Origin of the sequence: Coleofasciculus sp. G2-EDA-02 (assembly GCF_040226375.1) — a bacterium.
Lineage (GTDB): Bacteria > Cyanobacteriota > Cyanobacteriia > Cyanobacteriales > Coleofasciculaceae > Coleofasciculus.
This window is the reverse complement of record NZ_JAVKEW010000155.1, coordinates 1-25160: the sequence shown is the minus strand read 5'-3', so window position 1 is coordinate 25160 and position 25160 is coordinate 1. Positions and strand designations below refer to the sequence as shown.

The following is a 25160-nucleotide window of genomic DNA, read 5'->3' as shown; positions in this document are numbered from 1 at the left end:
ATTGTCAATTTGTGAATTGGTGGTTGTTCCAGACGTAGCATCCTACGTCTGGAACACAATAGGTTATCAGGTAGCAAATGTTGCAATTTTGGCGTTTAACCGGATTATGAAATAGGTATTATAGTTTTTTTCAAGACGCTTGATAAATCATCGACGTCAACGCTGGAAACGCCTTCACATCCTTGGGTTTAACAAACACCTGCTGACCGGGCTTTAGATTAAGTGTCTTAAATTGTTCGCGACTCAAATGTGCCACAATCGTTTGTTCATCCATAAAGGCTAACTCAACCTGAATTTCCCAGCCCAAATGAATAACCCGTTTGACGATAGCCGGTGACGTAACTCCATTAGCAGAGGTTTGAACTTGGATATCATGGGGACGAACAAACATCTGGGTTTTTATCGCCGTCATATCATTATTTCGGAAAAGATGGGCGGTACTCGGTAGCACATTCACGGGGCCAATAAAACTCATCACAAACGCATTAGCCGGATGGTCATAAATTTGGTCAGGAGTACCAATTTGCTCAATCCTTCCTTGATTCATTACCACAATTTCATCCGCTACTTCCATGGCTTCTTCTTGATCATGGGTAACAAAAATACTGGTAACGTGAACCTCTTCATGTAACCGCCGCAACCAAGCCCGAAGTTCTTTCCGCACCTTAGCATCTAAAGCACCAAAAGGTTCATCTAAAAGCAGTACCTGCGGCTGTACCGCCAAAGCCCGCGCCAATGCGACTCGCTGGCGTTGACCCCCCGACAATTGAGACGGATAGCGATCGCCTAATCCTTGCAACTGGACTAACTCTAATAATTCCTCAACCCGTTGCTTGACAAATCGTCGGGGACGCTTACGAATTTCTAGACCAAAGGCAATATTTTGGCGAATGGTTAAATGTTTAAATAAGGCATAATGCTGGAACACAAAACCAATATTACGCCGACTGACATCTAAATGGGTTGTATCCTGACCATTAATTACAATTGACCCACTATCCGGAGGTTCCAATCCGGCGATCGCCCGTAACAGTGTAGACTTCCCGGAACCTGATGGACCCAATAGTGCCACTAAACTCCCTTCTTTTACCGTCAAATTAACTCGATCCAAGGCGACAAAATTACCAAACTGCTTAGAAACCTGTTCAACAATGATGCTCATAATAACTCCTGTAAATTTTTGATCCTTCGTTCAAGAACATAATTTTGGGTGTGTAGGGGCGGGTTTCACTACTATCCTTTCTTACTTCACCCTGATGTAACTAAACCCGCCCTGACTAACTGAGAAAACCATTTGACTAATGACCCATTAATGATGAACCGGACGGCTTGTATTGCGCTCTAAAATCTCCTTGACAATCAGCGTCACAAATCCTAAAAGTGCCAAAATTGCCGCTGCACCAAAGGCGGCTTGTGTTTGATAATTTTTATAGGCTTGCTCCACAAAAATAGGTAACGTTTGAGTGCGACCTAAAATGCCACCAGAAACTACAGCAACCGCGCCAAATTCTCCCATCGCCCTAGCATTAGTCAGTAAAATACCATAGAGTAAACCCCAGCGAATATTCGGTAAAGTGACACGCCAGAAAATTTGCCAGTCATTCGCCCCCAAGATCCGCGCCGCTTCTTCTTGATCTGAACCCATATCTTCTAGAACCGGGATTACTTCACGAGCAACAAAAGGTAACGTAATAAAAATTGTCGCGATCGCCATTCCTGGTATAGCAAAAAGAACGTTGATGTCCAAACTATTGAGTAGTGGCGCAAACCAGCCATTTCGTCCATAAAGTAAGACAATCATTAAACCCGCAACAACTGGAGAAATGGCAAAGGGTAAGTCAAGAATACTAATCAGTAAAGCACGTCCACGAAACTGATTACGGGCAATTACCCAAGCCGCACAGAGTCCAAACACCGTATTTAAAGGTAACGCGATCGCAGCCATAATCACAGTCATGCGGACAGCGTGTAAGAATTCCCGACTCCCCATCGCGGCGAACAATTCACCAATCCCTTGATGAAAGGCTTCATAGAACACAGCTAAGGCGGGAATGAATAAAACAAGGAACAGATAACCTAACGCGATCGCGATTAACAATTGTGTTTGGGGGTGGGTTTTACGATTCTCATTTTTTGTCACCTTGATGTTACTAAAATACCCCACATTTTCCTTAATGGAGATGCGAGAAAAAAAATTACGCAGCATAACGACGCCCCCATTGTTGTAGTCCGTTAATCACCAGCAGCAACAGTAATGAACCGAGAAGCAAAACGGTACCAATTACAGTGGCTCCCGCATAGTCGTATTGTTCTAACCGTTGAAACACAAGTACCGGCGCAATTAAATCTTGGAAAGGAATACTCGATGAAACAATCACCACAGAACCATATTCTCCAACCGCCCGCGAAAAACCCAGCGCTACCCCCGTCAGAATGGGTGGAACTAGGGGGGGGAGTAAGACTCTGAAAAAGGTTTGATAGCTAGATGCACCCAGAGCCCAAGCCGCTTCTTCGATTTCTTTTTCCATCTCTTGCAAAACGGGTTGTAAAGTTCTGACAATAAACGGCAGCGAAATAAATACCATTGCCACAAATACACCCAAGCGAGTGAAGGCAATTTTGATGCCAAAGGGAGCAAATAATTGTCCAATCCAACCTTTATCACTGTAAACCGTAGCTAACACTAATCCAGCCACTGAAGTAGGGAGCGCAAAAGGTAAATCGACCGCCGCATCAACGAGTTTTTTACCGGGGAAATCATGGCGGACTAAAACCCAAGCCACGAGAGTGCCCATCACACCATTTATCAGGGCGGCGAGGAGAGCGGTAACGAAGGTAACATTGTAAGCTGAGCGAGCCACGTCAGAAGTTGCAATCCGCCAAAACTCTGATACTCCTAGGCTTAGGGATTTGCTCATCAATGCCGCGATCGGCAGTAATAAAACTAGACTGAGGTAAACGAAAGTGATCGTCCAGGGTATAGAAATGGTGGCAACCTTATTCCGCCCCCAGGTGGTTAAAGATTGAAAATAATCCGCTGAATTAGTCATGGGAGGTTGAAGATTTATGATATTTCTCCAGGTAAGAAATGGGAACAACAATGAACCACAACAGAGGAGCTAATGCGATAACTAGCCAAGATAAACGTAATTCCTCAGTCGATAAGTCAGTTTCTTGCTGAAACGCTTTCAAGTAAACGGCAAAACAGTAGAGGGCGACAGAACTGTAAAATCCTAGGAAAACAATCATGATAGTTTCAATACTCCTTGACTACCGAGCGAGTTTTGCTTGCATTTTGTCGAAGGCGGCACCATCTTCAAAAAACTTGGCTTGAATTTGCTCCCAGCCGCCCAAATCTTTCGCAGTGAACAAGTTTTCCACGGTGGGATATTTACTGGCAAACTCTTGAGCAACAGTTTCATCTACAGGACGGAAACCGATTTTAGCAAATTCTCGCTGTGCTTCTGGAGTAAATAGAAATTTAACAAAGGCTTCGGCGATTTCGCGAGTCCCATGTTCATCTACATTGGCATCAACAACAGCGACGGGATTATCGATGGAAATGTTATAGTCTGTGGGAATAAAAAAGGGGTGATTATCTCCCTGTTCCCTAGCGAGAAGGACTTCGTTTTCATAATTAATTAATACAGTGCCCTGACCTTGTTTAAAGAACACATCACTGGCTTCGCGAGCATCTTTTGGCAAAACGGGGACATTTTTATAGACGCTTTCGACAAAGGTTTCGGCGTCCTTGTCGCTACCCCCAGCTTGGGTAATCACTCCCCATAGCAGCATATAATTCCATCTGGCTCCCCCAGAGGTTTTGGGATTGGCGGTAATAACTTTAATGCCATCTTTAGTCAGGTCAGACCATTGAGTCACGTTTACTTTATCATCCCGTGTGACCAGAGCCGCCACGGATGTATGAACGATGGAATCGTTAGGAAATTCTTGTTCCCAACCCGGTTCAATGAGTCCAGCTTTTTCAATCTTTTTCGTATCCAAAGCTAGAGCTAAGGCGACAACATCGGCTTCTAAGCCATCAATGATGGCGCGAGTTTGGGAGCCTGATCCGCCATAACTTTGGTCAAAGGTGACGGTTTGACCCGTCTTGGCTTTCCACTGTTCGACAAACTGGGGAATGATTTGTTCATAGGCTTTCTGGGTTACCGCATAGGAGACTAGGGTTAACTTGACGGGACTGTCGGCGTCAGGGGTGTTACTGGGGGGATTGGAACAGGCTGCGATCGCGCTACTCATGGCTACCCCTGCTAGCACTAGAGCCATGAACCGTTGACGCGATCGCCAGAGGTGCTGAGTGGATTGGGTTCTCATAATGTACAACTCCTATAACGAATCCGTAATTTTTGCTTTAATGTGCTTGCATTTTAATTCTAAGCGAATCCTAAAACATTTGCAATACATTTTTAAATTAAATTTACTGTGGCCAGCGGTGAAAACCTTTATTGATACCCTTTTCACAAGCATTGGCAACAGGCGCAACACCAAGATAGGGTTTCGCGATCGCGTAACTTCACCCCCTATGGCTATCTCTGCGGCGGTGTGCTACTCATTCCCATCACTTAGTGTGGTATTTTGTTATAAAAAGTAGTTTTTTAGGCTATATCGCACTACTTGCCCGTTTATCTTACCAGGGGGTTTGGGGGAGTTGTCAGACCCACGCTGTAATTTTATTCAGCGTTGGGATACACAACTCCCCAAAGTCTAGGCAAGTGGCGAAACCCCGTAAGGGAACAAGCAGGAAAGCTAAGTCGTGAGGCTTGGAAGCCTACACCGAATCAAGATTACGGTGTAGGAGGATGTCACGTTGTTCCCATTTGGCTGAATTAGTTAGACAATTAATCAAGCAGCAATAGTTCTAAACTCTAAAATCCCAGCTTCAAAATCTAAAAGCTACCCTGATTATCCCCAGGTTTAGAGGTAGAGTATTGGCATAATTGTCTACCAAAGGAGATTAGTTATGGTCGTGACTCGCGAAGTCATTATTCCCACGGGTATGGAAATCCTCTATGACAAGTATCACTATTGTCCGGGTATTAGAATCGGAAATACCGTTTATGTCTCCGGTCAAGTGGGTCGCGACGAAAATTTACAGGTGGTTGAGGGGATAGAAGCTCAGTTTGTTCAGGCATTTGAAAATGTCAATAAAGTTCTTTTAACCGCAGGCGTAACCTTTGAGGATGTTGTAGAAATGGTGACCTATCATGTCACAACTCCCGCTTCGGTTCCAGGGGACAATGCGTCGAATATGGCTTCAGGATCACAATCGTTAATCATTCCCCATTTGTTACTTTTTATGGAAGTAAAAGATCGGTATTTCATTCAGAAATATCCGACTTGGACAAAGGTGGGTGTAACCGCTTTATCTGACCCTAGACTCATCGTAGAAATAAAATGTACAGCACTGCGATGAAATAAATTTAAGAAAAATCAAGTGTTTTGTAGGGGCGGGTTTTACGATTATCCTTTTTGACTTCACAGGAGATGCAACTAAACCCGCCACAATTCTGGGCAATCTACACCGTGTTGGTGGGCGCGGTGGGCGCACGTCGGTGCGCCCCTACGGGTTCTGGGTATAAAACTAAGCCATCAAATTAGATTAAACACGCCCTGACTTTCTGCCCGGAAACCTTATTAACTATCCCAGGGAAATAATCTGATCAAAATTGATTTCACAACCCCAGAACTTCCCAGGATTTTTCGACGACTTCATCAGGATCAAAAGGCTTAGTCATATACAAATCTGCGCCGACTTGTTGACCTTTTTCTTTATCAAATTCTTGCCCCTTTGCGGTTAGCATAATAATATAGACATCTTTGATATCCAGGTTATTTTTAACCGCATAACAAACATCAAAACCATTCATTTTAGGCATCATCACATCCAGAAAAACTAGATCAGGTTTTTCAGTCTGAATGGTTTCAATCGCCTCTTCCCCATTTTCAGCAATCAGGATTTCTACCCCTTCGTCTTCCAACTCTTCTAAGGTTTGTGCCATTAACAGGCGAATGTGTGGTTCGTCATCAACAATCAAGACTTTTTTGTTCATATTAATAGATCACTTCAAACACATCTACGGGTTTTTTCTTACCCTTAACTTGAACCGTGCCAACTTCCTTAAACTTAAACAGATTATGGGTAACTTCATAGACACTGCGACACACCAAAATTTGTTCCCCTTTGGCAATTGATTGTAAGCGAGAGGCAATATTGACCTTATCACCAATGGCGGTATAGTCCATGTGCTGAGGAGAGCCAACATTACCGACAATCACTTCCCCAGAACTGATACCAATTCCGGTGATAAAATTTTGTCGAATCCAAGGAACAGGGATTCTTTTTATCCGCTTTTGCATTTCAATCGCCGTTTTAATCGCGCCTTGCTCACTATAAACTAAACGAGAGGGAGCGCCAAACATTGCCACAATCATATCACCCACAAACTTATTTACAGTTCCGCCATGGCTAAAAATTACATCAACCATGTGGGTAAAATACTCATTCAAGTATTCGACAATTAATTCCGGAGGTAATTCCTCGCATTTACTGGTAAAGTTTCTAATATCTGAAAATAAAATAGTAATATCTCGTTTAGCTGGCTCGAAGGAAAAATCATCTTTTTCTTCCAAAATTGCCTCAACAACTTTAGCGGATACATAACGTTCAAGATTACTTTTAATCCGCTCTTCTTTTAGTTTTTGTTCATGCAAAATCGCATTCTCAATGGCAGATGCTGCTTGGGAGGCGAGGGCAGTCAATAGCTTTAAATCACCCGCCGTATAGTTAATCGGCTCTTGATGGCTAATATTAATTACTCCAATTATACCATCTTTAGTTTTTAATGGAGCGCAAATCAGAGAATAAATTTGATTATAACCTTCAATAAATCGAATATCCGATTGTACATTATTAATAATTTCAGCTTTACCCGTCAAGATTAAATGACCCGCGATTCCTTTTCCCAAAGCCAAGGGTGCTTTTGGGTCATATTCTTGACCAATGGCGGCGATTAACTCAAACTCACTCGTGTCTGAATTTAATAACATGAGTGAACCACTAGTAGCTTTAATTAATCGGGTGGCTTCATCAATAATCAGATTAGCAACTTGTTTGAGATCGAGGCAAGCTGTTAACCGTCCTGAGATATTATAAAGCAAGTTAATTTCTTTATATTTATCCAAGGTTTCCCTTGCCAACATTTTTTCCTGAAGCTCTTTATTGGCAATATAACTCAGTAGAGATGCCAAGGATGATGCTTTTTCGCTACCTCTGATCCAACCAATAATATCATTAGCAAGTTTTACAGGATAGTTTTCCAGTTTCTCTTGGGTTGCTTCACCGAAAAGGAGATGACCTTGGGTATCCTGAATCAGAATAGGTGTCTCCATGACAGAACTCATCTCTTTGAGCAGAGATAAAACATCTTTTTTATTCAGCAACTTCTTTAGACTGATAGTAACCATCGGGTTTTTCATTCGCTAATAGGAGAAAAAAGACATTCTCCAGACCTTTCTCAAATCGTAGGGTTTTAACAATATTATATCGTTCAGATAGCTCAGAATTCACAATGATCATATCTGGTTTGACGGCAATGGCTTTTTCTTTAAAATCCTCTCCCTCAAAGACTTCAATCACATTATATCCTCGGGTGGTTAAAATATCAGCTAGAGTTTTAACAGTGTAGATATTTTCATCAATCACTAATATTTTCTTTTTTGAACTTCCTTGAGCGATTAAACAGTCTATTTCCTGAAGCAACTGTTCTGATTCAAATGGTTTTGTGATATATTTATCTATTCCTAACCGATATCCTCGTTCGTGGTCTTCAATAATGGATAAAATAATAATTGGAATATCCATTGTTGATGGGTCATTTTTTAATACGGCGGCAACATCAAAGCCATTCATTTCCGGCATCATTACATCTAGGGTGATAAGATCCGGTCGTTCTTGCTTGATGAGTGCGATCGCTTCTAAGCCATCTTTGGCTTCCCGAACTTGATATCCCCGTGACTCTAGTTCTTGTCGCAAGAGTTGACGAATTAATGCTTCATTATCGACAACGAGTACAGTTTTATTAGCAGTGTTTTTAGTTGATGAGGGTTGGGTGGTGACGGTGCGCTGAAGCTGCTTAACTAACGTATCCATATCCATCATATTCACTTGAATTGGTAAATCAGTATGGATAGGAAGTGTAAAAGAAAACTTACTTCCTTTTTTTAGCTCACTTTCAACCCAAATTCTGCCGCCATGATGTTCGACAATTTGCTTGCAAATGGGTAATCCTAGACCTGTTCCTTTAGGCTTGTCAGTTAGTGTATCGCCGACTTGCTTAAATTTTTCAAATACTTTAGGCTGATCGGCAGGAGAAATACCCATACCCGTGTCAATAACACTAATAATAATTTCACTATGCCTTTTTCTAGCACGGCAAGTTATCGAACCTTTTTCAGTAAATTTAACAGCATTAGAAATTAAATTAATTAAGACTTGAATCAGTCTGTTTTTATCTCCAGAAATTTCAGGTAGATTAGTATCTACATTTTTAATAAATTGTATTTGTTTATCCTCAAATAAAGAGCTTGTCGCGGCTATTGCCCGTTCAATAATCTCTTTGACTGATAACGGCTGCATGTTCCAATCAACTTTTCCTGCCTCCATTTTGGCAATATCAAGAACATCATTAATTAATGCGGTCAATCGTTCTCCTTCAGATACAATAATATTCACATTATCTTTCACTTGGCGAACCGTGCGCTGAATTTTCTTATTTTCGGTCTGGATTTGAGTGAAGATTACCTCTTCAAGTTTTTTCTTGATAATTTTAGTAAATCCCAGTACAGAAGTCAGCGGTGTTCTCAGTTCATGAGAAACGGTAGAGATAAAATCTGTTTTCATCTGATCCACTTCTTTTTCAACAGTGATATCTCGGATCATAATAACCGATCCAAGAAACTCCTCAACTGCACCATCAGCCGAGGACACTTTATCAATAGCTGTGGCTACAGCTTTACCAACACGTCCCTCCGCAAGCTCAATTTCTGCCGTAAAGACTTCCCGATGATGGTTTTGGGTTTGGGTAATTAATTCAACTAACTTATGGCTTAATACGTCTTGACCATTTTTATCTGTAATATCGAGTTCTCCTAACCCTAACATTCTTAAGAGAGCGGGATTAAACTGGGATATCTTTCCTTGGGTATCGGTAACGAGTAAACCATCGACTAAATTATTAATAATAGCAGTTAAATGAGCGGTTCGTTCTTCGACTCGACCTTCGAGAATTTGATTAATACTTTCAACCCGCTGCCGAGTATCGGCTTCGGTTTTTTGTAAGCGCTTCGCTTCCGATTCGGCTTGTTTTAAGAATTGCTCACGGACGTAAACTTTAATCGCCATTGAGTTAAATAGATTGGCTAAACGTCCTAACTCATCTTTTCGAGTATCATCCAGTTGAATATTCAAATCGCCAGCAGCAATTCGTTCAGTTGCTCCCATCAACTCAATTAAGGGATCAGTAACTTGGCGACGCAGGACAAAATAGAGGACTAATAGTTCAATGACAAGTGCTAAAATTCCTAACGCCAGAATAAATCCGGATGTGTTCCAGGCTGGCTTGGCTAAGATTGACTGGGGGAAAACGGTGACTAAATACCAATCTGGTTCATCGATTCTGGCGATAGCTAAATACTCATTATCTTTGGTATTTTCAATAATAAATTGATTAGATTCTCTCTGTTTTGCCAATTGAAAAATACGTTGTAAATGAGTGTCATCGGATTCCAAAACATTAAAATTTCCTTTTTTTTGTTTGATTTCATCAATTTTATCTGGATGAAGAATCAGACGACCATCCCCGCTAAAAAGGATATTATAACCGCCCTCAATGTTATCCTCAATCAGGCGCTCCATCAGTTGATTTAGAGTCACATCATGTCCAATTGTGGCGATATGTTCACCGTTTAAGTTAACAGGCGTTTTCACAGAGACGAGCCAATCTTTAGCCTGAGGATCGTAGTAAATTCCTGTCCATACCGTCTTTGACGCTGCATTCGGTTGCGTTTTGCCATGATAGGCTTTTTCCTCGTTTTGGAGATTGAGTTCAGTAGAAGCTCGTTGCACCCAAGGCGTTCTGGGCCAATAGATCGCGATAATATTATCAGGACTGGTAATATAGGTATTGATAAAACGATGATGCCATACTGCGCCATAAGTTGTGGTTAAGTTGTAAAAGGCAAGGACTCGCTGTCGAACCTCGGCGTCGATGACCAGGTTTTTATCAATATAAACCCCCGCCTGCTCAAGGGTGTCAAACTTCTCCGGGGGCTGATCTGGAGGTCGATTGCGGATAACACCATCAGACCACTGGACGAAGATCTGATTAAATTTACTGTAGGAGTTAGAATTCGGCTCTTGAAGTTGTTTTATTAATTCTTGCTTGAGAAGAGTATGATTGTCTACAGCGATAGAAGATAGAATACGTTCCCTTTCCCCTCGTTCCTCTACATATTTTTTGACCCGTGCTAATGCTTCCGATTCAAGAAATGATAAAGTGTGAAAGTAACTCCAAGTCGTTAATACAACGATAACTCCAGCCATCCTCAATGCTACATTAACCAGAGTTCGCCGGGTGATAGATTGTTGACCAAAAAAGATAGGAAAAGCCATTTTAAAATTAGGTGAAATTTTAATACAAACAGTTTTGACGTTGATGAGAGGGATGGCAAAAGTGAGGCAGAATGGAGCATGTAGAGACGCGCCCTGGCGCGTCTGGGAGCAGAGGCGGAGAGATTTACCCCGATTTTTCACGACTTTGGATATATGTTCATTTTCGATTTCGCCCTGCTCCCCAAGTTGGCAATTTACCGAATAAGATTCTGATGTTTTTTTAGAAAGAATTTTTTAACAACAAAGAATCAGGAAAATTTATTAATATCTACATCATCTTGATGAAATATCCGGATGCGTGACCTGTTCAATCTATTTCACTCTCGTCATCGCTAAAATATGGGTCAGCTAAGACGCAGGTCAATTACGTATTGCCTGTTCTGTGTTCCCTGTTACCTGACAACCCCTCAGATGAGCTGAACTGAGGACGTGTCCCCCTGTCGTGGGTTAAATTAAGGAATAGAAGATTGGACGACTAACAACGACGGCTGCCGAACTGGGCGCAAGACTACTATGAAACGCTATTTATCCCGCCAAGTCTTATTTATACTCCTCGCGATCGCAGGAATTGTCTCATCTACCTCTGTCTCCCATTCCCAGAGTGATTTGCCCTGCTATTTGGAAGACAGCAATGGCAATGTCATAGATCTGGGTCACCTGTGTGGTAGTGGTAGCAGTACACCTTCGGTGATTCAAGTTCCCATCAAACGCCGGATGTCTGGGATTCCGGTCGTTGATGTCCAATTTAATGGCAACCGCCGCTTTGAAATGCTCTTCGATACAGGTGCTTCCGGGATTGCGATTACCCCCCCAATGGCACAAGTCTTAAACGTTACGCCACAAGGTGTCGTCACCACCTCCACTGCGGGTGGTCAAGTTGAAGTTCCGCGAGGTCGCGTTAATTCTGTCGCCGTCGGGGGTATTGAAGTCACGAATCCGGAGGTGACGATTAATCAATACCTCGATATCGGACTATTAGGACAAGGATTTTTTGGTATCTATGATGTGACCATTAAAGAAAATGTCATCGAACTTAGATATCGGTAGAGAGGAGTTTTGAGTTTTGCTCCTCCCCCTGGCTCAAGGACATGGTTTGTAGGAGTGGGTTTAGGGACTTTCTACTTGGCTATTGATAGTAAAGTTTGGACAAAACCCGCCCTAACCAAGTTTTGAGTGCGATAATTATTTAACAAATGACCAATGACACAGGACAAATGACCGATGATGTGGCAATCTTTCTGGAGTCGTAGCGTCTGGATCGCTTTATTGAGTACATTAACCCTACTCAATAGTGCATGTAGTAAGAGTGAGGCGGAGAGTGTTTCGAGTCCTACTCCGACTCAAGCCGCCAGTCCGGTTTCCACCCCTTCTGCTTCTGTCTCCCCAAAACCGCAAGCGTCAATACCCCTACCGCCCCCACCTCCTGAATCGGACACCTATGAAGAAGCCGTTGATGTAGCGACAAGTGCGGTTACGATTAGTCAATCGGCGGTGAGTCGGGAGGATTGGCAATTAGTGGCGAATCGTTGGCAAGAAGCGATTCAGTTATTAAAAGCTGTACCGGCTTCGAGTAAAAACCACTCAACCGCCCAACAAAAGCTATCTCAATACCAGAACCTGCTAGCGGATGCCAAACAGCGCTCCACACCGCCACCGCCTAAACCAAAACAAGGTGATAATAGTCCCCAGTTTTTCTCGGTGCCGATTAAAGGCAAACTTCGGGGTATTCCAATTATCGAAGTGACCTTTAATGACAAGCGGCAATTTAGCATGCTGTTTGATACAGGGGCGACTAATACCCTCATCACCCAAGCGATCGCGTCCACGTTGAATTTAAAACCTGTCGGAATCACTCAGATGGGTGTAGCAGACGGTGCGATTGTCCAAATGCCAGTAGCGATCCTGGAGTCCATGGAAGTTGATGGTCGCCTGAAACGAAAGATCGAGGTCGCGATCGCACCGCCATCAATGCCTGTTGGACTCTTGGGACATGACTTCTTTGACGGCTATGACATTACGATCAAAGATGATGTGATTGAATTTCGCAAACGTTCATAATTTTTTATGATTGATGACTTATGACTTATCCAGAATTCTTAATTATAGCAACTGCCATAGCGGTTAGGACACATCATTTATGTAGAGACGTTGCATGCAACGTCTCTACAATGGTGCCGAATGACTCAAAATCCCCTGAATAGGATTAATCCCGTCTGAAATAGTCCGATAATTACACCCAAAATCCCGCCTAAATTAACAATCGCTTGTAATTCATTTTTGACAATCACTTTAACGGCAACTTCCAAGGATTCCGGCGACGTACCTCTTACCCGCTCGACAATGACCTGATCAATTGATAAAATCGGAATAATCTGAGTTACCAATTTTTCTAAATCTTCTTCTAGATAACGCTCCAAAACTAATGCCAGTTCTTGACTAATCAGTTCCATTGAGCTAGTCATAATCGCCGACTCTCGCAATCGATTTAAGATTAATACCGCCACCTTTTCCCAGTCAATGGATTGACTTAAACCCTGCAGAAAGTCGCTGCCCCGCTCTCGAATATAAGTGCGAACCGCATCTCGCATAGTTTTGCGTAACTGTCGCACCGTAGACACGGGCAAATTTTGTAGAGATAGACTTTGCAGCCATAACTGTAACCGCTCACGGGCGCCCAAAGCCGTCAACAATTCTAAGAGACGCGCATTGCTTTCCTCTTTCTCGTCTAAGCAATAGGTTCGCAAACGGGTTAGAGTATTACGTAGCCCAAATAAATTGGCGACAATCCAATAAGTGCCGCTTGTCTTCTCGCGAAACCCTTCATCAATGACTTGGATATTGCGATCCGTTAAGAAATCAATAATCCCTTGACGCAAAACATCAGGGGGTAATGCCACTTGGATAATCCACTGCGAAAGCTGTTGCGCTTGTTGATCATTCAGTTGAAACTCCAGCAAAATCTGGTCAAAAATTTGGTTAAGCTGGGCTTCTAAAAAATCCTCACGACGGGATAAAACTTTCAGCAAGCGTGGTAGGGATTCTCCCAATAAGTCGTGGAGGATAGCCGCGAGAATCTTAGCCGTTTTCTGTTCCTTATCCAACTGGACTTGTTCCAATGTCAGATTGAGCATCCACAGAATTGCCCCACGCACCCGTTCCCGATGCAGTAGACGCCGTGCTAGTCGTTGCATCTCCGAGGGGGTTAACAAAGAACCCATAATTGTATCGGCTACCCGTTTCGCCAAGCGTTCCTGGTTATGGGGAATTAAACCAGGTGTAAATGGCAACCGCCGCTTACCGATATAAATAGGGCGGTAGGGACGGAATAGCATTTTAATGGCTAAATCATTGGTGAAATAGCCAATAATTCCCCCTGCGATTGGAGGCAAGAATAGCAGCCACAGGTTCGATAAATTCAAAACAGCAATCGGCGTAATACAGAACGGTTGACACTCCCACGGCGATAGAGCGCGTGGGATTCTGTATTCAACGTCAAAACTTGCTCTACCAGGCTTGCGCCAAGTAGCGTAGAGGCTTCAACTCCTACAGCGTTACTTTGGGGATGCCCTCCCCTAGATTTTGCCTTGAGCAAAATGTTTATAGCCGCGTTCCAATCTCTTTGCAGAATCAATCCACACTTACAAACGTGGGTTCTTGTGCTGAGAGATTTTTTCACAATCACTTTGCACTGACTGCATTCAACAGATGTGTATTGAGGTGGAACAGCAACAGCTAATCTTCCAAACTTGGCGGCGAAATGCTCTAGCCACTGTCTAAACTGATACCAGCTAGCATCAGCAATTGACTTAGCTAAACAGTGATTTTTGAGCATATTGGCGACCCTTAAGTCTAGCCTTCGGCAAGCCGCTGGCGCGTCTACATAGGCCACTAAGTCGTTAGACTTGCAAACGTGACGCGCCAGTCTCTTGGCGTGTTCGGTACGTTGCCTACTTACTCTTAAGTGTTTCCTGGAATACTGAGCTACTGCTTTACGGCGACCTGATGAACCCTTTTTCTTCTTGTAGATGGCTCGTTGGCTGTGCTTGATAGCAGTTTCCGCCTTACGCAGAAACTTTGGGTTAGGTTCCTGGTGTCCGTTTGAGTCAGTATAGAAAGACTCCAACCCAACATCCAGCCCAATTTCTTGACCTGTTGGCGGTTGAATATCAAGACACTCGACATCAACAGCAAATTGACAGTAATACCCGTCAGCCCGACGCACAAGCCTAACCCGCTTAATGGACTTGACTGGATACTGATGGATATCCCATTTTCCCAATAGCTTGAGTTCACCAATTCCCTTTTTATCGGTAATAGCGACACGGCGTTTTGTTGGATGAAGTTTCCAGCCGCTAGTTTTATACTCAACCGAACGATTGTCTTTCTGGAAGCGAGGGAATCCTTTTTTGCCAGCTTTTTTGGATTTGCAGTTATCGTAAAACCGATAAATTGCTAACCCGCCTCGTTCGGCGGCAGCTTGCACAGCCATCGAGTTTAGGGCTTTAACAAAGGGGAATTCGTTGCGTAGTGCTGTTGAATACTTATTCAAGGCAAAACGGTCAATTTTGGCGTCTTTTGGCGCATCCATCCAATAACGAATTGCTTTGTTACGGATGAACTGCACCGTTTTGATGGCTTCATCAATAGCTTTGTCTTGCTGCGGCTTTGCTTTGATTTTGTATTCAAGAACTAGCATTGAATCGACCTCTCAATGTGCTTTTTCCATTATAATAGTAGATGTGTGTGTAATCAATTGTGTGTACTGATGAAAACACAAAGACTAGATATCAGATAACCAAGGATTGGTGGAAAGGGTTGACGTTGGCGTTTTATATATACAGCGTTTTATCTGAGTTGTTAACCCCATGACGACAGCTATATAATTCCCAATCCCTGATCCCCATTTTAGGCTCTACAGCTCAATGGGCGGATAAAAAAGCTAAATGACACCCCACACCTCCAACTCTGCCTAGGTTTCAAGCAGCTTACCCGCCCCATCAAGACTCTCCGGTTTCGTGATAACCAAAACGCCCATCATCCCCCCAGCGATGGGATAGTGAGTGGCGTGGGCAAATCCAGCCTGCTGGGCAAGTTTAACTTGCTGCTTTCCGTTAGGAAATCGCTCTAAGCTGGGAGTGATGTAGGCATATTCTTGTTCTAAGCCCAAGGATTTGGCACGGGGTACGACAATTGTGTCTAGATACCATTGCTGAAACTGACGCAGGGGTGAGTGTTGGGGACGATGAAAGTCTAAGATAGCCGCCTTCGCACCCGGTTTGAGGACTCGGTACAGTTGTCGCAAACAACGGGGAATATCGGTAACGTTCCGCAAACCATACCCCATGGTGGCGCCGTGGAAAAAATTATCCTCGAAGGGTAAATCTAGAGCATCTGCTTCAATCCAGTGGATGGTTAAGGGGGGATAATGATGGGTAACTCTAGCTTTAGCGATCGCGAGTAGCCCAGGAGAAAAATCAACCCCATACACCTGACCCGTTGCACCCACGTATCGGGCTAAAAGTTCAGCTAAATCGCCACTACCACAGCATAAATCCAAACCAATCTCACCGGGCTTTAGGTCACACCACTTTACCGCCATCCGTTTCCAGATCCGGTGTTGACCCAAACTTAACCACTGGTTGAGTTGGTCGTAAACCGGGGCGATGCGATCAAATAAATGGCGGATCTCTGATGGGGAATGGTCATTTGTCATGGGTCATTTGTCCAAATAATTCTCGCACTCAGTCGGTTTAGTGACATCCGGGTGAGACAAAAAAGATCATGGTGAAACCCGCCCCGACAACCTTCAAAACTCAAAACTCAACGACTTGTCGCGATCGCTAAACCCACCTGCTGGGCTGATAGATGGATGAGTTTTAGCTCATCTTCACTCAGTTTACACGCCTGTTCTCGCCATTGGAGTGAGAGTAGCCCTAGAAGTTCGCTGCGGTGGATAATCGGAATCAGCAGGTGGGCTTGAATGCCGATATCCTGATAATAGTCTGTGGCAACTTTTGGAGTTGCACCAGGGGCGTTGATCCAGACTTGTAGCTGATGGTTGGCGATCGCGTCTGCCAAGAGGGGATCGGAGTTTAGGGGGTTGACAGAAAATGCCTCTTTGGTGTAGTAACCTTGCAAATCCATCAAGCGATCGCCCTCTACAAGTTGCAGGATACAGGCATCTGTGCCAAAGCTGTCGCTAAATACTTGGGCGATTTGGGGCAAGCTGGTTTCTAGGCTATCTGATCTTTGTGCCATCTGTACCAGAGTTTCCATCAGTGCCATTTGAGCATGGGCTCGCTGCAATTCCTCGGTGCGTTGCTTCAGGAGTTCGTAAGTTTGAACTGCCCGTTCCACAACGGTTTTGAGTTCATTCGGGTCCCACGGCTTGGTGATATAGCGGTAGACTTGTCCGGCATTAATGGCTTCGACTAAGTCTTCGACATCCGTAAACCCAGTTAAGATAATCCGCATGGTATCAGGAAACTGGGGGACGGTTTTGCTCAAAAACTCCGTTCCCTTCATTTCTGGCATCCGCTGATCAGAAATAATCACGGCGACTTCTCCCTGATTAGCCAGAATAGACAGGGCTTGAGCGCCACTTTCGGCTCTGAATACACTAAACTGACGCCGGAAGGTGCGGTAGAGGAGATCCAGGTTATCGGGTTCATCATCTACCACAAGCATTTTAGGTTTTTGCGATCGCTCCAAACTCATGAACTGACGAGTGATACTATCAAAATTAGGGTTCACCTTGTCCATAACACTACAACAAACTCCAAGTGTGAGTTTGAACGGGCGAGCCACAAGGGGAAGGCGATTTTGGCTTTCAGAGCTGCCCAATGATGTAAACTGTTCTAACTCGAATGTCAATGACTTAAGGGTTTATCGTCAGGAGGCGAGGGTTTCTCGAAAAAAAACTCTGTACCGACGACAAACTCATGTTAGGTCAATGCCATTTACGTTTAATTTTTTTATCTGCCCCTAGCTAGTTGTGGCTTAAATCTATTACTATTTAATCACGAGAAATTCAAGACATCTGTTAACTCAAAAACACGGCAACTTCTTCTTCCCATTATGACTGAAATATCACCCGCAAATCCTCACCATAACCCTCAAGCTAACTCAGAGACAGTAGATGCTGATGCACTGATTCAGTTGCTCAGGCGCAAAGAACGTAACTGGGTGGAGTGGGGAAAAGCTTGTCAACAACTCCAAAGCGCTGGCTATAGCTCCCAAGCCATTTTTGAACAAACGGGCTTTGAGCCAATCCAACAGAATCAAGTCATTGTAGCATTTCAGGTCTATGAAACGTTAGTCAAAGCTGGGGTATCGGAGGCGGTGCGATCGCGCTTTGAACGGACAGGGAGCGATATCCTATATGAGTTGCGGATTCTCACTCAACCGGAACGGGCTGCAGCGGCTGAGTTTATTGTTGCTAGAAATCTGGATTCTGATGGCGCCCGTGAGGTGGCAAAAGCGATGAAAGAGTTATCCCGTCGCCGTACCCCACCCGAAGGATTTTCTAACCATCCTGGTGATGCTGTGGCGTACCAATACTGGAAACTTGCCCAACAACAGCAGAATTTACAGGAACGCTCGCGGCTAGTTGCACGGGGGTTAATGTTTGCTCATAGCCAATCCTCGCGTCAAGAAATTGAGCAGTTACTCACAGAACCCTTTGGGGGTAGCCGCCGTCGGGCACCCCGTTTGCCTTTCTATCGCGTCGAAGATAGTGAACAGTTACCGCGACTGCTCTCCTTGGTGGGTCAATTTCCGGTAACCACCGCCGAGTTCCAGCAAGTGGAGGCGGTTGAGACAAAGGGGGCTTTTCATATTATGGACGCTTCCCATCAGCAACAGATTGTCGCCATCCCTGGTTGGCAAATCGTCTCAAAGGCACAAGATCCTGTGGCAATTTTGTGTAACAGCACTCAGCTTCCCAAGCAAGAGAATGAAAAATCAGAAGCGGTGTTGCTCATTGTTGACCGAAAAAACACACAATGGGATGCCGATAGTTATTTTATGGTCGATCAATCGGGAACCTTAGCGATAGAGTGGTTTTCTGAACAGCCTGATATACCGTTATTGGGACAGATAATTCTCGTGTTGCGTCCTAAGAAAATTCTCGATGAGCCCTTGAGTCGGGATCTGTGGCAAATTGATGAATGAAGGTTTAAGGGGCTGTAGGCTGTAGGGGGAAGTGATCGGTATCACCGATCTACCGGAGAATTATCACGTTATGTTGGTGAATTTTGAGGAATATTAACTTAACTTGACTTGATCGATGTTGTGCTGCAGTTGTCTATGCAATCTCCTATTCTTCTTCCGGGCGCTCTCTCGGAACTCTTTGCACAAGCGACCAGTTCTGGCTACATGACGAAAGCTGACCGTTACGGACTGATGGCAGCGATTTTAGGCGAAGATCTCACCACAGAGGACAAATGTGTTATCGATCGCTTACTGCGGGCGGTACGGCGAGGACGGCTGCATTTGGCAGATGAACTGTCTGCTGTGCTAACGGATTCCCAAGTACCGTTCTCGGCGATGATTTTAGCTGGCGGAAAAAGTTCTCGCATGGGTCAGGACAAAGCCTTGATTCCTATTCAAGGTAGACCGTTACTCAGACAGGTTTGTACAATTGCCCTTAAATGTACTCGTGAAGTTTTTGTGGTCACTCCTTGGCCCGAACGATATCGGGAAATTTTGCCGAAAAATTGTCATCTCATCCAAGAAATGCTCCTGTTGGGAGAGGCTCGATCCCACGGTCCTTTGGTGGCTTTTGCTCAAGGATTGACTCAAGTGAAACGGGATTGGGTTCTTTTACTCGCCTGTGACTTGCCCCAACTCCAAGCTGATGTTTTGCAAGGTTGGGTCACTCACTTGACAAATACTCCCAAAGATGCAATTGCTTTGCTGCCCCGAAGTCCCAAAGGCTGGGAACCTCTATGTGGCTTTTACCGACGCCGATGTTTACCCCAATTGATTGAGTATATTAATCAAGGAGGGCGCTCCTTTCAAAAATGGCTCGCACAGCATCCCGTCCAGGAACTTCCGGTTCGCGATCGCCATGTTTTATTTAACTGTAATACACCAGAAGATTTTAAAATTTTATAAACATCTTGCTTTTTTTATTTGAGTCAGGTAGGATGAGAAAAGTTCTCATAAAGTTTCAGCCGAATTCGTTATAGAGTTTCTTCTACTTTAATCCTTGGCTGACAAAATTTTTAGCGATTTAGAGGCAGTTTCTAGTCTTTTTTTTACCTCAAATACTGACACAGCAAGGTTGTAAGGAAATCTCTGGCATAACGGGTTCGGTAAAGCCGTACAACAAAGTAGTTCTTTAGCACCAATAGGGAAACATGAAAAGACATTTAGTTGCCAGTGTTGTTGCTGGGACGCTCGCATTTAGTGTGGGTGAAGCTCAAGCCGCCACGATTACAATTGACTCCTTTGATGATGGGTTACAAAGTGTCTCTGCGACAAGTGGTACAGTTTTTGACTCGGTGACGGGTTCAACTAGCGAAATCGTTGGTGGAGAGCGGGATGTCCAGTTGGAAATTATAGACAATCAATTCGGTCGGTTGCTAAATGCGGAAGTAGACGCACTACCTCCACCTCCCGAACCGGGAATTCTGACGATCAGCAACGATACTGGAGTTAAGAGTAAGACCATAATTACCTGGGATGGGGTAGGCGGAAGTGGTCTAAATCTAGATGTGACCGGAGGCGGAATGAATAAATTTTTCCGTTTTGATATACTCACTGTTGATTTGAGTGCGGTCTTAACTCTCTCTGTTAACAATACCGCGACTCTAACTAAGACTGTCTCTGAAACCACTGATCCAACCTCTGTTATCTTCAAATTCAGTGAGTTTGACAATGCTTCAGCTATGACATTCACCGATGTGCAATCAATTTCATTGATGATTAGCGGACCAGCCAATTTTGATTTGACCGCAGATTCTTTAGTGGCTACTGTCCCTGAACCGCTTACCATTCTGGGTTCAGGTTTAGCCCTAGGATTTGGCGGTCTGCTTAAAAAAGAGTATGACAAAAAGCAGAAAAAAAGTTAGTCCAAGCATTGATACAGAATCACAGGTGTTTTGACAGAGATTTGTGATTCCCTGAAATAATAAAATACTCCTTCAGTCGTTAAACTGGAGGAGTTTTATTTGGGCTGTCGCATTGGCGAAGGAAATGCTAATCCAATCAATAATCAACTTAACTATTGACATAAATTCGTTTGTGTGAAGTAAGTTGATTATTTAAAATTACAGTCACCGTAGTGCCATGATTCAGTGTGCTGTCTATGTGAATCTGACCATGATGATTGTCTACAATAGCTTTAGCGATCGCTAACCCTAATCCGGAACCTGACGCCGCATCTTTAGTTCTGGCGGGATCAATGCGGTAGAAGCGATCAAATATCAGCGGTAATGCGGTTTCAGGAATCCCGATACCATTGTCGCGAACTTGAACTTGAATCCAGGAAGAACCCTGTCGTCCACTTTTGTTGGCACGCTTAACCAATTCTAGTTTCACCTGCACCCATCCTTCCTCGTCTTTGTCCGTTTTGGCTGGAGTATATTGCACCGCATTACTGACGAGATTGGTAAATAAACGCGCTAACTGATTCCAGTCGCCCAGAATGGTAAAAGCCTCGTCATCAGGCGATTGTAGCGGTTGCAGAGTGGGGATGCGATCGCGTGTCTCTGATTCAGAGGTGGAATCAACAAATGATTCAGCATTCACATCATTGTAGTTTAAATCAAAATCAGGGGTTTCCGGCAAATGAAGCGACAGAAAAATACCTTTTTGATCGGCAATTAACTGTTGTTCTTCAATCACTTCCATCAGCAACCCATCTAAGGGGACAGGTTGCCATTCAGGTTGTACCATACCACTATCAACCCGCGCCAAAAATAGCAAATCATTCACCAACCTTCCCAAGCGCTGAGTTAATCGTTCCACCACCTTGAGTTGGTGGCGTTGCCATTGCGGTTCCATATCTGGATCAGCTAGCGCCACTTGCACATTAGTTTGAATCGTGGCGATGGGATTTCTTAACTCGTGGGAGGCATCAGCGGTAAACTGTTTTAACCGTTGGTAGGATTCGCGCACGGGTTTCATGGCGAGTTCTGAGAGTAACCAACCAATCGCGGCGGTGGAAAGAATCATTAGGGTTGTTCCCACCGTTAAATCAACAATTAACTGGCGGATGGGTTTGGTGACTTCAAACCAGGGATGACTCACCCGTAAATACCCTAAAACATACCGTCCAAGTTCGACTCGCTTGGTAAACTGACGCAGCAGGTGATCTGGGGATAGATGGACAGTTTCCGCTGTTTGTCGGGGATGCAGGGGAACATCTAGGGGTTCTGATAGGGTTGACCACAGCAACTGACCCGTGGGACTAAACAATTCTAAGTCAATGTGGTCATCTTCCACCGCTTGGGTATTGTCGCGAAAACTAGCTTCTACGTTAATCTGATAAGGAGTAATCGTTCCCGCGATTGGCTCAATTACCAGGGAGCGATCGACAACTTCCACCACATGCTTTAAGGTATCGTCCACTCGTTCAATTAAAGTGCTGCGGACGTACAAGTAAACTCCTGTCGCGAATAGTAATAGTAAGACGGCAGTAACCGTTGTATACCAAAGTGCCAGACGGCGGCGAGTGGCTTGAAACATTTTATTTTATTCAAGGCAGTAGGACACATCAAGTAGATTAGACGTTCCGGCGGAGGAGTCTCTACCATAGTTCGTTTTTCTATCCAGTCGTCTTTAGACGACTTTAACTGTTAGCCAAGGGTTTAAACCCTTGGCGGTTGGCGAGACTCGTGCTGATGGTAGGGACACGACATGTTCCCTACAGATGGTGGTTTAACGGTAAGTCCTACATTTATTCTCTTAATACCAAATGTCGCTGCGCGTCAAAAGTAATCTTTCCTTGCTGCTGTAACTGACTGAAGAGGCGAGTAATCGTGACTCGAGTCGTGCAACAGGCGTTAGCAAAATCCTGATGCGTCAGGCGAATAGTTAAACGAGTCCCCTCTTTTGTTGGTTGACCAAATTCCTCTTTTAACCACGATAGGAAACAGTGCAAACGGTCCGTTATTTGTCGCTTACCAGCAATTGCTAATAGAAATTCCGTCTGTTGCAGGCGCTGATTAATATGAGGTAAAAGACTATTGGATAGCTCAGAAGAGGCGGAAATTTCGGTTAGGGAAATACCCACTAATTCTGCTGTTTCCGAGACAACAGTGGCTTGGCAAATCGGTAGAGACGTCATCCTAGAACCGAAGCATAAGGATTCTCCTGCCAACCCCAATATTATTTCATCACCACTTTCGCTAAAAGTACTCAGTTTCAGCACCCCCTGGCAAACTAGCCAAATGATCTGGGGTTGGAGAGAAACTGTCTCGCCTTTATGATAAACATGCCGGGGGCGATCCTGGTAGAGGTTGATATGATTGCGATTTGACCCCCTCAGCGCCTGTTGGCGATCGCTGATATCCTGTACTATCCAGTGCAAACGGATTGGCTGATTCTCTAAGTTGCAGTCGGGGGTTACAGTCAAAGCCGCCTCCAGGGGTTCACCTTGACGTGGCTGAATCTGAGCAATCCATTCTTGTTTGACGTTACGCTGCTGAATCTGGATGAGTTTAGCCGGAAACTTGCGGCGATCGGATTTAATCAAGAAGATGTCTAGGGGTTTGCCGACTAAAAACCCCTGTGATATATTCAGTATCTTGGCAGCAGCTCGATTGGCTTCTGTAATTTTTCCATTCGTATCCGTTTCTAGGTAAGCAGTAGGCAAAAACTCGAATAGATCTTGGTAACGCTGGCGTTCGGCTGCTAATTTTATTTGCATCGCAGCCGATTCCTCCGCCTGTACTAGAAGTTCCTCCATCGCCACTTGCAGTGCTTCTGAAGCCATACCCAGTTCTTTAAAGGCTGATGGTAGCAGACTAGATTTGCCGGTTGAAGTATCTATATGCTGGTAAAGCCGATCTAAGCGCCCTTGTAATGCCTCTAGCTGCTGAACAAACCGCTTCAAGTCAATGTCAAACGTCCCGGCACCCATTTTTCTCTGTAAACATTCTTCCATAGATAGATTTTTAGGTATTTTATTTGGTGTTTGGCAAGGATTAATTGATTTGGCTCTCCAAATGCGTTTGTATTCAGAGTAACAAAGCAACTTAATATAAGTCCCCTTCTTTAGACAGACGTGGAGCAGGGTGGAACATTGATATGCTGCTAGATGTTAGTAAAGCTAAAGGTTTCAGCGCCCTCCCCACGGACAAGATATAAGGATAGGGTTCTACGTTTATCCCCGATCAATCCCTCTCTGGCTAGGACTGGCAACCTCCCTACTCGCTCATTGTCACTCAGACTTCATTTATATATAGATATGAATTCACAAACCACTGCCGATCAAAAAGCTTCCGCCGCTAAACTCAGTCAAAGTACATCTGATCGCCAAAGTCTATGCTGTTATATTAATACCACCAGCCATATTCAAGTTATCCGACTCGTGAGTAAATCCCATACCAATTGGCAGCGGGTTATTTTTCCGGGTGAGCGTTTACTGTTTGAAACTGACTCCGAATCTAAATTAGAGATTTTGGTAAATGAAGGAGTTTCTTCTTTGGTTAATTGCCAAAAATTACTCGTAAAACTGTCAGCCTAATCAACTGATTATTTCGATGTAAATGTTGCTGTTTGATTGGCGCAGTCAACACTATCTCTAAAAAAGGGGAACACCACCATGTCGGAGAAAATTATTAATTTAACCTGTCTGCTTATCATTGAAGAAGTTAAAGATATCTTGACAACTTATCCAGCGACTCCTTATCAAGCTGCTTTTGAACAGCCATCCTTACGTAACCAGCTGATTAACCAAGTATTAAGTCAAATTCCGGAACAATCTTATACTATCCTGAATGAATCCGAAGAACTCCCCAAAAACTCTCGACGTTTTTACTCCTGCATAGAAGATCGAATGATGGTCGAAGAACTCATTCATCAGAATATTATTGCTCTACTTCAAGAACAGAATGAAATGTTACATTCCTTGCCTCAACAAGATGATAGCTGTTCTGCTACTACACCGATGAATGCCAACAAAAAACTTTATCGTTGGTTCGGCTATTAGGATTTTGAGATAGGGACACCATAGTATCCATCCGTCTCAACGCCAATTCTTTCTGGTAGATCCCCGACTTCTAAATCCAATTCATCGCTTTACCTCGTGAGACCCCAACCTCAGCGAAGCAGGTTGGGGAGGGATAGAGGTCAAACCGAACCACTCAATGTGGTGAGATTTGAAGGGTCCAGGTGAAGGCACGACGATTAACCCCGTGCTTCGCTGCAACAACTGGACTTTTTTGGCGCTAAATTGCCCTAGTCGTTTCCAGTTAATATCGCTAACTGAAACTTGTTTCTCGGTGTCTCCAGAACACCA

The 25160-nt window shown here is 44.1% G+C and carries 22 protein-coding genes and 1 pseudogene; 8 read left to right on the top strand and 15 right to left on the bottom strand.

What is annotated here, in order from left to right:
- Positions 1–130: 130 nt before the first annotated feature.
- The 5 genes from RLO19_RS19005 to RLO19_RS18985 all read right to left on the bottom strand — a co-directional run bounded on the left by RLO19_RS19005 (position 131) and on the right by RLO19_RS18985 (position 4335).
- The gene (locus RLO19_RS19005; protein ID WP_446353518.1) at positions 131–1162 is read right to left on the bottom strand and encodes a sulfate/molybdate ABC transporter ATP-binding protein; all 1032 of its coding nucleotides are present in this window, start codon (positions 1160–1162) and stop codon (positions 131–133) included.
- Between the two features lie 147 nt (positions 1163–1309).
- Positions 1310–2206, bottom strand: coding sequence for a sulfate ABC transporter permease subunit CysW (cysW, locus tag RLO19_RS19000; protein WP_446358934.1), 897 nt, complete (start codon positions 2204–2206; stop codon positions 1310–1312).
- Complete coding sequence (gene cysT, locus RLO19_RS18995) at positions 2196–3050, bottom strand: sulfate ABC transporter permease subunit CysT (RefSeq protein WP_446358932.1); 855 nt, start codon at positions 3048–3050, stop codon at positions 2196–2198. Before cysT ends, cysW begins: the two co-directional genes overlap by 11 nt.
- Positions 3043–3249 carry a hypothetical protein gene (locus tag RLO19_RS18990; protein ID WP_446358930.1) on the bottom strand — a complete coding sequence of 69 codons (207 nt, stop codon included), beginning with the start codon at positions 3247–3249 and terminating at the stop codon, positions 3043–3045. Before RLO19_RS18990 ends, cysT begins: the two co-directional genes overlap by 8 nt.
- Positions 3250–3270: 21 nt before the next feature.
- Positions 3271–4335: a sulfate ABC transporter substrate-binding protein gene (locus tag RLO19_RS18985; protein WP_446358928.1), complete on the bottom strand. Its 1065-nt coding sequence runs from the start codon at positions 4333–4335 to the stop codon at positions 3271–3273.
- A gap of 646 nt (positions 4336–4981) precedes the next feature.
- On the opposite strand from RLO19_RS18985, the gene RLO19_RS18980 reads away from it, so the two are divergent.
- A complete protein-coding gene (locus RLO19_RS18980; protein WP_446358926.1) occupies positions 4982–5434 on the top strand; it encodes a RidA family protein in 453 nt (150 codons plus the stop codon).
- Between the two features lie 259 nt (positions 5435–5693).
- On the opposite strand, the gene RLO19_RS18975 is transcribed toward RLO19_RS18980, so the two are convergent.
- Genes RLO19_RS18975 through RLO19_RS18965 form a run of 3 tightly spaced genes read right to left on the bottom strand, consistent with a single transcriptional unit; the run spans position 5694 to position 10690 of the window.
- Positions 5694–6071: a response regulator transcription factor gene (locus RLO19_RS18975; RefSeq protein ID WP_446358924.1), complete on the bottom strand. Its 378-nt coding sequence runs from the start codon at positions 6069–6071 to the stop codon at positions 5694–5696.
- Position 6072: 1 nt separating this feature from the next.
- Entirely contained in the window at positions 6073–7485 is a 1413-nt protein-coding gene (locus RLO19_RS18970; RefSeq protein WP_446358922.1) for an adenylate/guanylate cyclase domain-containing protein, read from the bottom strand.
- Positions 7451–10690 (bottom strand): response regulator, encoded by a 3240-nt coding sequence (locus RLO19_RS18965; protein WP_446358920.1) that lies wholly within the window; start codon positions 10688–10690, stop codon positions 7451–7453. The genes RLO19_RS18970 and RLO19_RS18965 overlap by 35 nt, the downstream gene beginning before the upstream one ends.
- Positions 10691–11203: 513 nt before the next feature.
- On the opposite strand from RLO19_RS18965, the gene RLO19_RS18960 reads away from it, so the two are divergent.
- On the top strand, positions 11204–11737 hold the full coding sequence (locus RLO19_RS18960) for a retropepsin-like aspartic protease family protein (RefSeq protein WP_446358918.1): 534 nt from the start codon (positions 11204–11206) through the stop codon (positions 11735–11737).
- A 174-nt stretch (positions 11738–11911) separates the two neighbouring features.
- Positions 11912–12748 carry a retropepsin-like aspartic protease family protein gene (locus RLO19_RS18955; RefSeq protein ID WP_446358917.1) on the top strand — a complete coding sequence of 279 codons (837 nt, stop codon included), beginning with the start codon at positions 11912–11914 and terminating at the stop codon, positions 12746–12748.
- 125 nt (positions 12749–12873) lie between these two features.
- Here RLO19_RS18955 and RLO19_RS18950 read toward each other — a convergent pair whose 3' ends face one another.
- The 4 genes from RLO19_RS18950 to RLO19_RS18935 form a co-directional block, all read right to left on the bottom strand.
- Positions 12874–14109 carry a DUF445 domain-containing protein gene (locus tag RLO19_RS18950; RefSeq protein ID WP_446358915.1) on the bottom strand — a complete coding sequence of 412 codons (1236 nt, stop codon included), beginning with the start codon at positions 14107–14109 and terminating at the stop codon, positions 12874–12876.
- Entirely contained in the window at positions 14106–15386 is a 1281-nt protein-coding gene (locus RLO19_RS18945) for an RNA-guided endonuclease InsQ/TnpB family protein (protein WP_446358914.1), read from the bottom strand. Before RLO19_RS18945 ends, RLO19_RS18950 begins: the two co-directional genes overlap by 4 nt.
- Before the next feature lie 273 nt (positions 15387–15659).
- On the bottom strand, positions 15660–16403 hold the full coding sequence (gene ubiE, locus RLO19_RS18940) for a bifunctional demethylmenaquinone methyltransferase/2-methoxy-6-polyprenyl-1,4-benzoquinol methylase UbiE (protein ID WP_446358912.1): 744 nt from the start codon (positions 16401–16403) through the stop codon (positions 15660–15662).
- A gap of 107 nt (positions 16404–16510) precedes the next feature.
- Complete coding sequence (locus tag RLO19_RS18935; protein ID WP_446358910.1) at positions 16511–17452, bottom strand: response regulator; 942 nt, start codon at positions 17450–17452, stop codon at positions 16511–16513.
- A gap of 315 nt (positions 17453–17767) precedes the next feature.
- Here RLO19_RS18935 and RLO19_RS18930 point away from each other — a divergent pair, with 315 nt between their 5' ends.
- The 3 genes from RLO19_RS18930 (at position 17768) to RLO19_RS18920 (ending at position 20766) form a co-directional block, all read left to right on the top strand.
- Positions 17768–18862, top strand: a complete 1095-nt coding sequence (locus RLO19_RS18930; protein WP_446358908.1) for a RuBisCO accumulation factor 1 — start codon at positions 17768–17770, stop codon at positions 18860–18862.
- A 135-nt stretch (positions 18863–18997) separates the two neighbouring features.
- Entirely contained in the window at positions 18998–19807 is an 810-nt protein-coding gene (locus RLO19_RS18925) for a molybdenum cofactor guanylyltransferase (protein ID WP_446358906.1), read from the top strand.
- Between the two features lie 245 nt (positions 19808–20052).
- Positions 20053–20766 (top strand): PEP-CTERM sorting domain-containing protein, encoded by a 714-nt coding sequence (locus RLO19_RS18920; protein WP_446358904.1) that lies wholly within the window; start codon positions 20053–20055, stop codon positions 20764–20766.
- A 148-nt stretch (positions 20767–20914) separates the two neighbouring features.
- Here the strand turns inward: RLO19_RS18920 and RLO19_RS18915 are convergent, their stop codons facing one another.
- Together RLO19_RS18915 and RLO19_RS18910 are read right to left on the bottom strand one after the other, a co-directional pair.
- The gene (locus tag RLO19_RS18915) at positions 20915–22384 is read right to left on the bottom strand and encodes a sensor histidine kinase (RefSeq protein ID WP_446358903.1); all 1470 of its coding nucleotides are present in this window, start codon (positions 22382–22384) and stop codon (positions 20915–20917) included.
- A 211-nt stretch (positions 22385–22595) separates the two neighbouring features.
- The gene (locus RLO19_RS18910) at positions 22596–23804 is read right to left on the bottom strand and encodes a PAS domain-containing protein (protein WP_446358902.1); all 1209 of its coding nucleotides are present in this window, start codon (positions 23802–23804) and stop codon (positions 22596–22598) included.
- Positions 23805–24107: 303 nt separating this feature from the next.
- Between RLO19_RS18910 and RLO19_RS18905 the strand changes: the two genes are divergently transcribed.
- Together RLO19_RS18905 and RLO19_RS18900 are read left to right on the top strand one after the other, a co-directional pair.
- Entirely contained in the window at positions 24108–24386 is a 279-nt protein-coding gene (locus RLO19_RS18905) for a DUF1830 domain-containing protein (protein WP_446358900.1), read from the top strand.
- A 78-nt stretch (positions 24387–24464) separates the two neighbouring features.
- The gene (locus tag RLO19_RS18900) at positions 24465–24851 is read left to right on the top strand and encodes a hypothetical protein (RefSeq protein ID WP_446358898.1); all 387 of its coding nucleotides are present in this window, start codon (positions 24465–24467) and stop codon (positions 24849–24851) included.
- Positions 24852–24932: 81 nt separating this feature from the next.
- Here the strand turns inward: RLO19_RS18900 and RLO19_RS18895 are convergent.
- Positions 24933–25160 (bottom strand): annotated as a pseudogene (locus tag RLO19_RS18895) (RRXRR domain-containing protein); the annotation flags it as partial.